This window comes from Modicisalibacter luteus DSM 23508 (assembly GCF_000378505.1).
GTDB lineage: Bacteria > Pseudomonadota > Gammaproteobacteria > Pseudomonadales > Halomonadaceae > Modicisalibacter > Modicisalibacter luteus.
In genome coordinates this window covers 458628-472314 of the sequence record NZ_KB899989.1, presented here as the reverse complement: position 1 = coordinate 472314, position 13687 = coordinate 458628, and the positions used below count along the sequence as shown (strand labels likewise).

General features: G+C 63.0%; 8 protein-coding genes. 6 read left to right on the top strand and 2 right to left on the bottom strand.

The genetic code is table 11. From position 1 onward, the window contains the following. The 4 genes from smc to F568_RS0102180 all read left to right on the top strand — a co-directional run bounded on the left by smc (position 1) and on the right by F568_RS0102180 (position 7573). Positions 1-3498 (top strand): chromosome segregation protein SMC, encoded by a 3498-nt coding sequence (gene smc, locus F568_RS0102195; protein WP_019017063.1) that lies wholly within the window; start codon positions 1-3, stop codon positions 3496-3498. Positions 3499-3690: 192 nt separating this feature from the next. Beyond that, positions 3691-5094, top strand: a complete 1404-nt coding sequence (zipA, locus tag F568_RS0102190) for a cell division protein ZipA (protein ID WP_019017062.1) — start codon at positions 3691-3693, stop codon at positions 5092-5094. 118 nt (positions 5095-5212) lie between these two features. After that, positions 5213-7246, top strand: coding sequence for an NAD-dependent DNA ligase LigA (gene ligA / locus F568_RS0102185; RefSeq protein ID WP_019017061.1), 2034 nt, complete (start codon positions 5213-5215; stop codon positions 7244-7246). Positions 7247-7306: 60 nt separating this feature from the next. Further along, entirely contained in the window at positions 7307-7573 is a 267-nt protein-coding gene (locus F568_RS0102180; protein WP_019017060.1) for a YheU family protein, read from the top strand. Between the two features lie 89 nt (positions 7574-7662). Here the strand turns inward: F568_RS0102180 and F568_RS0102175 are convergent, their stop codons facing one another. Then, positions 7663-8976, bottom strand: coding sequence for a 2-hydroxycarboxylate transporter family protein (locus F568_RS0102175; RefSeq protein ID WP_019017059.1), 1314 nt, complete (start codon positions 8974-8976; stop codon positions 7663-7665). A gap of 281 nt (positions 8977-9257) precedes the next feature. Here F568_RS0102175 and dcuS point away from each other — a divergent pair, with 281 nt between their 5' ends. Then, a complete protein-coding gene (gene dcuS / locus F568_RS0102170) occupies positions 9258-10874 on the top strand; it encodes a DcuS/MalK family sensor histidine kinase (protein WP_019017058.1) in 1617 nt (538 codons plus the stop codon). Between the two features lie 21 nt (positions 10875-10895). Continuing rightward, the gene (locus F568_RS0102165; protein WP_019017057.1) at positions 10896-11615 is read left to right on the top strand and encodes a response regulator; all 720 of its coding nucleotides are present in this window, start codon (positions 10896-10898) and stop codon (positions 11613-11615) included. A 2-nt stretch (positions 11616-11617) separates the two neighbouring features. Here the strand turns inward: F568_RS0102165 and mnmC are convergent, their stop codons facing one another. Beyond that, positions 11618-13654, bottom strand: coding sequence for a bifunctional tRNA (5-methylaminomethyl-2-thiouridine)(34)-methyltransferase MnmC2/FAD-dependent 5-carboxymethylaminomethyl-2-thiouridine(34) oxidoreductase MnmC1 (mnmC, locus tag F568_RS0102160; protein ID WP_019017056.1), 2037 nt, complete (start codon positions 13652-13654; stop codon positions 11618-11620). Positions 13655-13687 lie beyond the last annotated feature (33 nt).

The window sequence follows — 13687 nt, the reverse complement described above, 5'->3', positions numbered from 1 at the left end:
ATGCGCCTCAAGTCGATCCGCCTGGCCGGTTTCAAGTCCTTCGTCGATCCCGTCACTGTGCCTTTCGATGGCAACATGACAGCGATCGTCGGTCCCAACGGTTGCGGCAAGTCCAATGTTATCGACGCGGTGCGCTGGGTAATGGGCGAGTCGTCCGCCAAGACCCTGCGCGGCGAGTCGATGACCGATGTCATCTTCAACGGCTCCACTGGGCGCAAGCCGGTGGGCCAGGCCAGCATCGAACTGCTGTTCGACAATCGCGACGGCAGCATGGGCGGCCCGTATGCCCAGTACGCCGAGATTGCCGTCAAGCGTACTGTGACCCGCGATGCCCAATCGAGCTATTTCTTCAATGGGCAGAAGTGTCGCCGCCGCGATATTGCCGATCTGTTCATGGGGACCGGCCTGGGCCCGCGCTCCTACGCCATCATCGGCCAGGGCATGATCTCGCGGCTGATCGAGGCGCGCCCCGAGGAGTTGCGTTCGACGCTCGAGGAGGCCGCCGGCATATCCAAGTACAAGGAGCGCCGCCGCGAGACTGAGAACCGCATGCGTCGCACCCAGGAGAATCTCGAGCGTCTCGACGACATTCGCGAGGAGCTCGACAAGCAGCTCGAGCGCCTCAAGCGCCAGGCCGAAGCCGCCCGCCGTTACCAGACACTCAAGCAGGAAGAACATCGCCTCAAGGGCGAGCTGGCGCTATTGCGCGGTCGCGCCCTGCGTGCCCAGCAGAACGAACAGGAGTCGCGGGTACGTGAGCTCGAGACCCAGGTCGAGCGCGAGATTCTCGGCAGTCGCCAATGCGAGAGCCGCCTCGAGGAGGCACGCCTGGAGCACGACCGGCTCGCCGAGTTGCTCGAAGGGCATCAGGCGCGCTTTTACGAGACGGGGGCGGCCATTGCGCGTTTGGAGCAGCGTCTCGAGCACGCCCGCAGCCAGGAACAACAACTGGCACGCGATCTGGAGTCATCCCGCCGCGAACTGGCTGAGCTCGACCGACTCGGAGAGACCGACGACCAGCGATTGGCCGACCTCGACGAGCGCCTGGAGACGCTAGGGCCCGAGCAGGAAGAACTCGCCGAGTCATTGGCGGAACTCGAAGCCGCCCTGGAAGAAGCCGAGCAAGCCCACGAGGATGCCCAGCAGCGTTGGGAGCAGTTCAGCGAAGCGGATCGTCAGGCCGGCCACGAGGCCGAGCGCAGCCAGGACCGGGTGCGGCATCTGGAACGCAGCCTGGAGTCGCTGGCCACTGACATGCAGCGCCGTCGGCAGCAGCTCGGCGAACTGCCCGACCAGCAAGAATTACGGGAGCGCCGCGAGGAGCTAGGCGAGCAACTGGCCGAGATCGATCTGCAGCTTGAGGCGCTGGAAGCGCGTCGTGAGACGTTGCAGTCCGCCCGTGAGCAGGCCCGCGAGACAATGCGCTGGCTCGAAACCGCCCGTGAGCAGGAACGTCAGCGCCGTAGCCGGCTGCAGGGCGAGCTTGCTTCGCTTGAAGCGCTTATCCAGGCCAGCCTCAGCGACAGCGATGCGGAGGTCGAGGCGCTGCTCGCACGCCATGGCCTGGCGTCGGCGCCACGGCTGGCCGAGCATATCCGTGTCGCGTCGGGGTGGGAGGACGCCACTTCCTGGGTGCTGGCTCCTTGGCTCAACGCGCGTCTGCTGTCCTCGCCGGCGCGCGAGGCGCTGGCAGATCATCTTGAGAGCGGCGAACTGGCATTACTCGGGACGGAGGATGTGAGCGACGCCCCAGCGCAGAGCCTGGCATCCAAGGTTAGCGGAGCCGGCGCCGCTTCCTCGTTGCTCGCTGCCATCCGTTGTGCCGACAGCCACGAGTCTGCCTGGCGCCTGCGCGAGCAGCTGGCTCCCGGCGAGAGCGTGCTGACCACCGATGGCCTGTGGCTGGGGCGCGGCTGGGCACGCCGACGGGGCCAGGGGGATAGCGCCGACAGTGTGCTGGCCCAGCAGCGCCGTCGCGATGAGGTCGTTGCCGAACTGGAGGCCGTGGATCAGCAACTGACAGACCATGAGTCGCAGTTGATCGAAGCGCAGGCGCAGGATGCCGGTAGCGAACAGACGCTGGAGCAATGCCGGGTCGAGGAGCGTGAGCTGTCCCAACGTCGCCAGCAGGTTGCGCTGCAGGAAGCCAATCTGGCTTCGAGACTGGAGCATGTCGATTCCCGTGCCCGTGACCTCCTCGAGGAAATCGCGGGCCTGGAAGAGGGGCGTGAAGAACGCGCCCTGGAACTCGAAGAGGCTCGGGAGCGGTGGCAATCGGCCATGGCGACCCTTGAACACAGCAGCCAACAGCGCGAGGATATTGATCGTGGTCGCCGCGAGACCCAGGAAACGTTATCCGGGCTGCGCGCCCGCCAGCGCCCCATGCAGGAGCGTACTCAGCAGCTAGCTCTCGAATCCCAGCGCCTGACCACCGAGCGTGCCGGCTTGGTACAGCAGCGCGAGCGTAGCGGAGAAACCCGGGCTCGACTGCAGGAAAAGTGTGCCGAACTCGAGGAGCAGCGCGAGGAATTACGCGAGCCAGGCGAGGAGGGACGTGAGCAGCTCGACGAACTGCTCGATCGGCGGGCCCGCGAGGAACAAGCGCTTAACGCCTGTCGCGGCGAGGCCCAGCAACTGGCCGATGTATTGCGCGAGACCGAGGTTACTCGGCAACAGCATGAACGTAATCTGGAAGGTATTCGCAGTCGACTCGAAGAAGGGCGCATGCAGGTCCAGGCACTCAAGCTCAAGGCCGATGCTCAGGACGAGGCATTGGCCGAGCTCGGCTGCACGGCGGCGGAGCTGGAAGACGCTCTCGATCCCAATGCCACCGAGTCGGCCTGGCAGACGCGGCTGGAGGAAATCGGTGAGAAGGTTCGCCGCCTCGGGGCCATCAATCTGGCGGCAATCGAAGAATATGACCAGCAGGCGGAACGTCGGGACTACCTAGAGGGTCAACATGCAGAATTGACCGAGGCGCTCGAGACTTTGGAACGGGCCATACGCAAGATCGATCAAGAAACACGAACCCGCTTCAAGCAGACTTTCGATCAGGTCAACGAAGGCGTCTCGCAGCTTTTCCCCAAGGTCTTTGGCGGAGGTACGGCCTGGTTGACCTTGACCGGCGATGACCTGCTGGAGACGGGCGTGGCGATCATGGCGCGACCGCCTGGCAAGAAGAACAGCACGATCCATCTGTTATCAGGTGGGGAAAAGGCGTTGACGGCACTCTCCCTGGTCTTTGCGATTTTCCAGCTTAACCCGGCGCCGTTCTGTATGCTCGACGAAGTCGATGCGCCGTTGGACGATGCCAATGTGGGACGCTACGCAAAGCTGGTCAAGGATATGTCGGAGTCGGTACAGTTCATCTATATCACACACAACAAGATTGCCATGGAGGCGGCGGATCGGCTGATGGGCGTGACCATGCAGGAGCCCGGCGTGTCTCGCCTGGTTGCGGTGGGTGTCGAAGAAGCGGCCGAACTCGCCGAAGCATGAGCAATAATTACCTTATTTAGAAATGTTAATACTAGTTTTTTACTGAAAAAGAATCAGGGAATGAAGGGCAATTGTGCTGGGGCTGAGGTAAAAACTTGACATTCAAAAAAAGTAGCCCTTTTTTTGATAATCGCGCTATGCTAGTCATGAATAAATATGGCATGGCGCCTTAGCAAACAGGCAAGACGACCCATGGAACTACGTGAATGGTTGATAATTCTGGGGCTGGTTCTGGTCACGATCATCGTCGTTGACGGTGTACGTCGCCTCCAGCGTCAGCGCAGGGTGCCCCGCCTGGATCAGATTGATCGAGGCGCGGGTGATGACGATGACGCGACGACAGATCCTGAAGAAGCGGCCCGTCAGGAAGAGATCAACTGGGAATTGCCCAATGGAGGGGCGCGGGTCATCAGATCGGCAGCGCAGCCAACCGTTGTACCGAAGCCCAAGCTTGAGCGCCAGGAGCATCCGGGGCCGTCCAAGGTCTTTTCGCGCATGGCCAAGGAGCAGGAGGACAGGGCGACGGCATCCAAGGCGAATTCCGGACCTGCAAAGCCGGCGGCCAGCGCGTCGCGTGGTGATTACCACGGCAGGGACGAGGCGGCGACCGTCGCCCGTGAGGCGCCGATTCATGCCAAGCGTCCGGCGTCGACCGAATCACGGGATGCAAAGACACGAGAGACAAGCCGCGACACGCCGCTGCATCAGCCGACCGAGGCGCCGACAGGGCGCTTCAATCGTGCCGGTATGGCGGCCGCCCTGCGCTCCAGTAGCCAGCGTGCCATGAGCAAGATGTCTTCTGCGTTCCATCGGCACGACGATGAGGAGCATGCTCCGCATCGCGAGCCCTCGCTGGGTGAACCCTCGCAAGGCAAGCCGAACGATACGGATCCGGCTGTCACGGCCCGGGAAGCTGAAGCGCATAAAGCCCGCTACGCCCAGCCCGAGGCACCGGCTTTCGAGCCGCCCTTCCAGCCGGTAGGGTATCAGGGGCATGCTGTGGCTAATGAAGACGAGGCGTATGCCGAAGCAGCCGATGCGGGGTTCGATACTACGGCTGAGACGACCAGTGACGTCGTGACACCGCATCCCGTGGTGGAAAAGGCACGTCGTCACAATGTCAGTGCCCAGCGCGCCCGAGAAACCTTGGCCGGCGCCGATGAGGTCATCGTGATTAGCGTGCTGGCCCGTAACGAGGAAGGCTTCTCCGGTACCGCCTTGCTCAACCTGATGCTGGCCTGTGGCTTGCGCTACAGCGAAATGGGCATTTTCCTGCGCTACGAAACGGAAGATGACGAGAGCGAGTTGCAGTTCGCGATGGTCGATGTCGTCAAGCCGGGCACTTTCGATCTGGAATCGATGGACGAGTTCTCCACGCCTGGCGTGACCTTCCTGATGCCGCTGCCGGGCGCTCAGGATTCCGCCGCCGCCTTCGAAGCGATGGTCGAGACCGCCATGGTGCTCGTTCGTCATCTGGGCGGTGAGCTCAAGGACGAAAACCGCAGTGTGATGACAGCGCAGACCGTCGAGTTTGCCCGTCAGCGGGTTCAGGAGTTCGAGCGTCGCAATCGCCTGCATCGTTACCAGGCCAATTAAGCATCACCTGTTTGCTAAGCTGACGACGGGGCCCTAAGGGGCCCCGTTTTTGTCATCGTTTTGGTGCCATGCAGGCTGCCCCCTTACAATAGCGTTTTTCGATGCTTCGAGACTCATCATGAGCCAGATCGACCCCCACCTTGTCGATGAAGTGGCGCGCCTGCGCAGGGAACTCGACGACGCTAACTACCGCTATTACATTCTCGACGACCCGCTGCTCACCGATATCGACTACGATCGGCGCTTGAGACGCTTGCAGGCGCTGGAAGCCGAGCATCCTGAGCTAATCACGCCGGATTCACCGACGCAGCGCGTCGGGGCCTCGCCTGCCGAAGGATTCCCTGAAGTCCGTCATGCCGTGCCCATGTTGTCGCTGGACAATGCTTTCGATGAAGATGAGATCGCCGCCTTCGTCAAACGCCTCAATGAGCGCCTGGAGCGAAGCGTCGACGATTTGACGTTCTGCTGTGAGCCCAAGCTAGACGGCTTGGCAGTATCGCTGGTCTACGAGCAGGGACGGCTGGTGAGCGGGGCGACGCGCGGCGACGGACGTACCGGCGAGGGCATCACCGCTAACCTGAAGACGCTGAACACCATTCCACTCAGGTTGCGTGGCGACTCGGTGCCTGAGCTAATCGAGGTGCGTGGTGAGGTCTACATGAGTCACTCGGGTTTCGAGTCACTCAACGAGGCTGCCCGCGAGGAAGGGCGTAAGGTTTTTGCCAACCCTCGCAATGCCGCCGCCGGAAGTCTGCGCCAGCTCGATCCACGCATTACCGCACAGCGCCCCTTGGAATTCTGTGCCTATCAGGTGGCGCGTATCGACGAAACCTTGGTGGCCGACAGTCACTCGGCGCAGATGGCCGGGCTGCGTGAGTTGGGCTTTCGCACCAACCCCGAACTGGCCGTTGTCCAAGGGACGGCAGCATTGCTCGACTATTGCCGGCATCTCGGCGAGAAGCGAGAGCATCTCGATTACGACATCGACGGCGCCGTTATCAAGGTCGACGACCTGCGCCTGCAGCGCGAGCTAGGCTTTGTGGCGCGGGCGCCGCGCTGGGCCATCGCCTTCAAGTTTCCTGCTCAGGAGCAGACCACGCGACTCAATGATGTCGAGTTTCAGGTCGGGCGTACCGGGGCGATCACGCCGGTGGCCCGCCTCGATCCGGTCAACGTGGCTGGCGCCATGGTCTCCAACGCCACGCTGCACAACCAGGACGAGATTGCCCGCCTTGGCGTGATGATCGGTGACTATGTAGTGATACGCCGTGCCGGCGATGTCATCCCCCAGGTGGTGCGCGTGCTTGTGGAGCAGCGCCCGGTAGATGCCCGGCCCATTACGTTTCCCACGCACTGTCCGGTGTGCGGTTCCGAGGTTGAGCGCACCGAAGGGGAAGCCGTGGTGCGTTGCCCGGCGGGCCTGTTCTGCGCCGCCCAGCGCAAGGAGGCGATCAAGCATTTTGCCAGTCGCCGCGCGCTGGATATCGACGGCCTTGGCGTCAAGCTGATTGACCAGTTGGTCGATCTTGAATGGGTCAAGACACCCGCCGACCTGTTCCATTTGCAGGCCGAGGCACTGGTCGAGCTACCTCGCTTTGGCCAGAAGTCGGCCGACAACCTCATCGCCGCATTGGAAAAGGCCAGGCATACGACGTTGCCACGCTTCATCTACGCCTTGGGCATTCGTGAGGTCGGTGAGGCTACCGCTGCCAACCTGGCACGCCATTTTGGTACGCTCCAGGCGCTGATGGACGCTGACCAGGCTGCGCTCGAAGCAGTCGAAGACGTTGGCCCAATCGTCGCGTCGCATATCCACGCCTTCTTCGAAGAAGGGCATAATCGGGACACCGTCGCGCAACTGATCGATGCTGGCATCGTCTGGGATGAGGCGGAAGTCACCGCGCGCCCCCAGCCGCTGGTCGGCCAGACCTGGGTGCTCACCGGCACGCTGGAGAACATGACGCGTGATGAGGGCAAGGCCCGCTTGCAGGCGTTGGGTGCCAAGGTCTCGGGCAGCGTGTCGAAGAAGACTGCCGCGGTCGTGGCCGGCCCGGGGGCAGGTAGCAAGCTGAACAAGGCTCAGGAACTGGGCGTCGAGGTGCTCGACGAGGAAGCGTTCCTTGCCCGCCTGGGTGAGTGGGAAAGTGAGTAATCACCTGCGTCTCGCCGGTTCTCGGCGAGACGCGAACTGTTCGGCCTGGAGGACAATGCGATGAGTGGACGCTTCGTCGAGATACCCTACCGGATGCTCCCCGGCGAGACACTGGACGCGCTACTGGAGACCTTCGTCACCCGTCAGGGCTACGACACCACGGATACCGGCGAGGGGATGCGAGGCTGGGTCGTCGGGCTCAAGCGTCAACTGGAGCGGGGCGAGCTGATCATTGCCCATGACCTGCAAACCGAGACCACCGAGGTGATGACGCTGACGCAATGGCAGGCGTTCGGCCGGCAACTTGCCGACGATGAGGAAGACTGAATCACAAGGGTGACGAAAACGGCGCCCCATGGGGCGCCGTTTTTCTTGGCCAGTCGTCCTGCCTCGAAAGCGATGGCTCGTTCGCCTGGTTAAACGAAAATCAGCGGCACCACTACGCTTGAAATCAGCAGGATCAGTGCCCCACCCAGGCGCGAGGAGATCTGCGCGAAGGGCATCAGCGACATGCGGCGCGCCGCGGAAAGCACGGCCACGTCTCCGGTGCCGCCCATGTTGGCCATGCACAGCCCAGCGGTAATTGCCGACTCGATGGGGTAGAAACCGACCAGCTTGCCGACCAGTCCGGCGCCGAAGGCTGCTCCAGCAACCACAGCGAACACGATCAGCACATAGGTCACGGAGATGGCGTCGATGACCTGGCCGAGGTCGGTATAGGCGATACCAATCCCGAACAGCAGGGCAAACGTCCAGTTGCGGGCCACGAACTGGAACCACTGTGCCGCAGACTCGTTGATCGATTCCGGTACCACGTTGGCGACCTTAAGGGCTGCGACCAGAACGATCATCAGCGCATAGGGGTGCAGCGGGATGAACGCACCGAGGATCTGGCCGGCAGTGAAGAAGGCCAGCGCTGCGACCACACCCACACCCAGCTTGCCGATATCGGGGGTGTGCTTCTGTTCTTCGACTTCCACACCCGGCATCATCTGGCCGTTGCCGGACAGCCCGGGGAAACGGTTGGCCAGGCCATTGAGCAGGCCGGCGATGATGATCGCGAAAACGTTGCCCAGCGCCAGGGCCGGCACCAGGATCGAGATATAATAGCTGGCCGGTTGGCCCAGCAGTTCCTGATAGATCTGGCTCATGGGCACTGCGCCGGCCCCCATGCCGCCACCCAGGATCGGCATGGCAATGACCACCACGGCATCCTGGGCCGAGAAGCCGAGAATGGTACCGACGACCACCGCGAACAGGGCCGCGAACAACACCGCGCAGAGCAGCGGCAGGGCAAAGCGGGAGCCGACCTTGACCAGCACGCGTGAATCCATGCCCAGGATGCTGCCGGTGATCAGTGCGGCGATATAAAAGTTGAGAAAGCCGCCACTCTTCATGAAGCTGGTGACGTTATCCACCACTGGCGTCGGCAGCCACTGGAGATAGACCATGGCGGCAGACCCGAAGATGGCCAGAATAGCGCCACCGCCCAGGTAGGTTTTGACGATGGGCAAACGATCACCGATGAAGCCCAGCAGCTCGCCGAGCAGCATCATGACCAGCAAGGCACCGATCATGCCGGCGGGCAGGGTGTCGGTGGCAATCGCCGCGGCCATCACCGCCAGGGCGATAGCGAAAAGTGGCAGGCTCATGCCGAAAATGCGTTGCGAGAAAAGCGGGCTGTTGGTAGCGGCCCGCGAATTGGCAGTGTCCGTCATGCTATGACTCATCGACGGTCTCCCTCGAACGTGTCAGCCTCATGCCGCCAGGCATGGCGTGACGGTGATCGTAATTGTCCGGCCTGACTGGCGCGAAGGACCGAACAGACGTGTTGGCGCCGAGGATAAGCGCTACGTGGATGCGGCCAAGGTTGGCAAAGTTATTAAAGCGTTTTGAAACTATTGAAATCATCGGTGGGCTTGACGGCACAGTGAAGCAGTGTTGGGAATGCCACCAAGGTCGAATAAGCGCTGTTTGAGAGCATCGACTGCGTTTGTTGTGGAGAGTGTGATTGAAACCGTTCCGGTTGCGCCTGAGCCGTCTTATCTTCCTGCTGGTTGCCGTCATGGTGGTGCTGTCGCTGGGGCTCGCGTTGTGGCTGTTCAATGCCCAGCTGCGCGATACCCTGGAGCAGGCCCAGGCCTCGCGGGTGATCAATCTGGCGCAGACGGTTGCCAGCAAGGCCAGTGTGCATAGCGTCTTGCATGGCGAGGTCAGCCAGACGGCAGCGCCGCCCAGTACTTCAAGTCCGCTGCAAGTGGAGATCGACACCCTCCGCGAGCGGCTCGGCGTCGACTTCATCGTGGTCATGAACCCTCAGGCGATCCGCCTTACCCATCCGGATCCCGAACGGATCGGCAGACACTTCCGTGGTGACGACGAGGGCCCGGCCCTGCATGGCGAGTCGTATGTCTCGCGCTCTGTGGGTACTCTAGGCACCAGCATTCGTGGGTTTGCGCCGGTGCGTGCGGATGACGGTGAAGTGATTGGTGCCGTCGCCGTGGGTGTGACCCTGGCCTCTCTAGGACCATTGCTGGCCGAGAATCGCCGTGACGTCATCCTGGGTGTAGCCCTGTTGATGATCATCGGCGCACTGGGAGCGAGCTGGTTGGCGCGCTACATCAAGCAAGTACTGCTGGGGCTCGAGCCCTATCAGATCACGCGGCTGGTCGAGGAGCGCCAAGCGATGCTGGCCTCGATTCATGAAGGCATCCTGGCGGTGGATCGCGAAACGCGGATCACTCTGGTCAACCCGGCGGCCCGGCGCATGCTGGCCAGTGCCGGGCTGGGGCCTCCGATCATGGGCATGCATGTATCAGAGTACCTGCCGCAGAGCGGCCTGCCCGAGGTGCTCGATAGCGGCCGAGAACGGCTCGATCATGAGCTGAACCTCAACGGCCGCGTCGTGCTTGCCAATCGCCTGCCGATCCTCCATCAGGATACGGTCATCGGGGCCATTGCCACCTTCCGCGACAAGAGCGAGGTCAATGCACTGGCCGAGCAGCTCACCGGGGTGAGTCGATATGCCGAGGCGCTGCGCGCGGCGACCCATGAATTCAAGAACAAGCTGCACGTCATGCTCGGCCTGGCCCAGATGGGCGACCTGGTAGCGCTGCGCAGCTATCTGCGCGATCTCGCCAACCACCATGTGGCACCCTCCACCGCGTTGATAAAAGGCATCGACGATCCGGTACTGGCGGGTTTTCTGCTCGGCAAGCAGAGCGAGGCACGTGAGCGTGACGTGACCCTGCATGTCGAGATCGGAAGCCCGGTTCCTGTGCCTCGGGAGCCGGCGCAGGTGCACATTCTGGTCACGGTGCTTGGCAACCTGCTGGAAAACGCCTTCGACGCTGTGGAAAATCTGGCCGAGCGCCACGTGACCCTGACACTGGAGTACGACGAGGCTCTGCTTTCCCTGCATGTGCAGGATACCGGTCCCGGCATCAACGACTCGGTGCGTGAACGGCTGTTCGAGCTCGGTGTGTCGACCAAGGGCAAGCGGCGCGGTCTGGGATTGGCAGCGGTCAAGTCTCAGGTCGATGCGTTGTCTGGCTCCTTGGCCGTTTATTCCGAGGCAGGGCGCGGAACGCTATTCGAAGTCGAGCTGCCTTATCCACCTACCGAGTGAAACCATCAAGCGAGGGCCGTCATGCGTGTGCTGATCGTCGAGGACGACCCTATGGTCATGCGTCTCAACGTCGATTACCTCAATCGTCTGGATGACGTGCAACTGGTTGCCCAGTGCGACAGCGTGCCGAGCGCTGTCGAGGTGCTCGATCAGGAGAGCGTCGATCTGATATTGCTCGATGTTTACCTGCGAAACCGCAGCGGCCTGGAAGTGATTCGTCACCTTCAGCGCACCGGGCGCGACATTGATGTGGTGTTGATTACCGCCGCAACGGAAACCGAGACAGTGCGTACCGCGCGCCGGCTCGGCGTCAACGACTATCTGGTCAAGCCGTTCACTTTCGAGCGCTTTCGCGATGCCGTGCAAGCGTGCCGCCAGGCGCGCAAGACGCTCGAAGGACTGTCTGGCCAGGTCGCGCAGCAGGATATCGACCGGCTGTTCCAACCGATGTCAGCGCCTGAGCCGCGCCGCCCTGGCGACCTGCCCAAGGGGCTGACCGTGACATCGCTGGGTCAGGTCGCCCAGGCCATCCTGGCGCTGGCGGACGGTAGCTTTACCACCGAGACGGTCATGCCGGCCACCGGCATGTCGCGGGTCTCGGTGCGCAAGTACCTCAAGTACTTAACGGAAAACGGTGTGCTGGCCGAATCCTTCCATTACGGCCAGGTCGGCCGCCCCTCGTTTACTTATCGATGTCAGGATCGAACTGCGCTGGAGCGTTTGGCCACGTCTTCCTCCTGATATCAACCATGCCGACCGCGAATCAGGTCGGCGATCAGTCGACGCCCGGGATGCAGGTGGTCGATCAGGTCGCGCTCCAGCGGCAGTGGCTCGTCACAGATCCGCGAGGCGATCACCTCGGCACACAGAGGCGCGCTGGCCAGCCCGCGCGAGCCGTGGCCGGTACTGACCCAGAGGCCCCGATGATGCTGCCCCGGGACAGAGGGAGTGCGCCGGGCATCCTTGGCGAGGCCGGCATAATCGCTTAGCCAGCGCTCGGCGTCGGGGGCCGGGCCGGCGTAGGGCGTCTTGTCGGGCGTGGCGGCACGCAGGGCAGCGCGTCCATCCATCTGGGCCCAATCGACGCCGGCATCTGCCAGGACCGCGACGTAGGCCGGCAGGGTGCGCTTTAGCTCTGCCAGGTTGGCGGCGTGGTCGGCCTCACGCAGTTCAGTGCCGGTATCGCCAGGCGCGAAGGTCGCCCCGAAACATTGCACACCGTCGATCGCCGGTGGGGCATAGCCGCCGGCACATACCACCCGTGACAGCGTCGGCATGCCCGACGGCACACGGACCTCACTGACCTGACCACGAATCGGACGCAGCGGCAGCCAAGCCAGCGGGGCCAGTAGAGGGGCCTGCCAAGCCGTGGCCACCACGACCTGATCGGCAGCGAGAGCGTCGCCGTTGGCCAGCGTCAGTTGCCAGCCTATTCCGGTCGACGTTAGCGATGTCACTTCCCCCCGATGGAAGTGAACGCCCGCTGTCGCCGCCAGGCGCTGGCACAGCGCGGCCGGGCGTACCCAGCCGGCGCCGGGATAATCCAGTCCACCCCGAGAAAGGGGCGTGCCGGCGAGTTCGCCGGCCCGGGCCGCATCGACGGCCTCGACCACGCTTGTCGGCAGGCGATGAAAGTCCATGAACGAGGACTGACGCTGCGCCTCCTTGTCCGACATGGCCAGCTGCAGCACGCCGCCGTCCTGCCAGAGCTCTCTTGTCGGATCGAGACGTGCCAGCCAGCGGCGAGTGTGGAGTAACCCGGCCAGATAGACGCGACTCTGCAGGTTGGTCTCGGCAGCGAGCTTGACGTAGAGCGCCCCCTGACGGTTGCCCGAAGCCCCCGCCCCCGGGGCTTCCCTGTCGAGTAAGGTGACCTTCACGCCGCGTCGGGCCAGCGCCTCGGCGACACTGGCTCCGGCCAGCCCGGCGCCGATCACCGCAACATGTCGAGCCGAGCACGTCTCAGGTGGCACGAACCACGGCGTGGCGTGGCGTGAGCCATCGATGGGTGGCGTATCGATACGCCCACGCAGCATCTCGCGCTTGCGCCCGAAGCCAGGCACTTTCTCCCAGTTAAAACCAGCTGCCCTGAGTCCGCGCTTGACGAACCCGGCGCAGGTAAACGTCGCAAAGGTAGCGCCGGGGTGGCTGTGTGCGGCCATGGCCTCGAACAGCGCTGGCTGCCACATGTCAGGATTCCTGGCCGGGGCGAATCCATCCAGGAACCAGGCATCGACCTTGCCATCGAGGCGCGACAGGCGCTCGGCGCTGTCGCCGAAATGCAGATCCAGTGTAATCCGCTCGTTCAACACCAGGCGGTGCACGCCGCTCACTGGCTCGGGCCATTGGGCGATAAGGATGCGAGCCTTGTGGGTAAAGTCCGGCCACACCGCCAGGGCGCGCTCGAGGTCGTCACGTGTCAACGGATGTTTCTCGGTGGAAACCAGGTGAAGACGGGCCGAGGCCGGAGCATGACGCTCGAAGCAGGCCCATGCACACAGCATGTTGAGCCCCGTGCCGAAGCCGGTCTCGCCGATCACGAACGGGCGCGATGCCTGCCAGGCGGCGAAACGTTCGGGCAGATGGTTATGTTGGATGAATACATGCTCGGTCTCGGCACGGCCGTCGTGCCGCGAGAAATAGACGTCCTCGTAGCGGGTGGAGTGCGGCGCCTCGCCGGTAGCATCCTCGCGCCAGTCTAGCGTCGCGCACTCGAGCGCAGCCAATGGCGGTAAGGGATAGGGCGACACGTAACCGGGCGAGGAAGGCGGATTCGACAAGGATGACTCCGAATAGCCACAGGCTGGTCATTT

Bases quoted from the DNA above. Each gene is read 5' to 3' on its own strand.
- smc (WP_019017063.1), top strand. From the start codon at position 1: ATGCGCCTCAAGTCGATCCGCCTGGCCGGTTTCAAGTCCTTCGTCGAT.
- zipA (WP_019017062.1), top strand. From the start codon at position 3,691: ATGGAACTACGTGAATGGTTGATAATTCTGGGGCTGGTTCTGGTCACG.
- ligA (WP_019017061.1), top strand. From the start codon at position 5,213: ATGAGCCAGATCGACCCCCACCTTGTCGATGAAGTGGCGCGCCTGCGC.
- F568_RS0102180 (WP_019017060.1), top strand. From the start codon at position 7,307: ATGAGTGGACGCTTCGTCGAGATACCCTACCGGATGCTCCCCGGCGAG.
- F568_RS0102175 (WP_019017059.1), bottom strand. From the start codon at position 8,976: ATGAGTCATAGCATGACGGACACTGCCAATTCGCGGGCCGCTACCAAC.
- F568_RS0102165 (WP_019017057.1), top strand. From the start codon at position 10,896: ATGCGTGTGCTGATCGTCGAGGACGACCCTATGGTCATGCGTCTCAAC.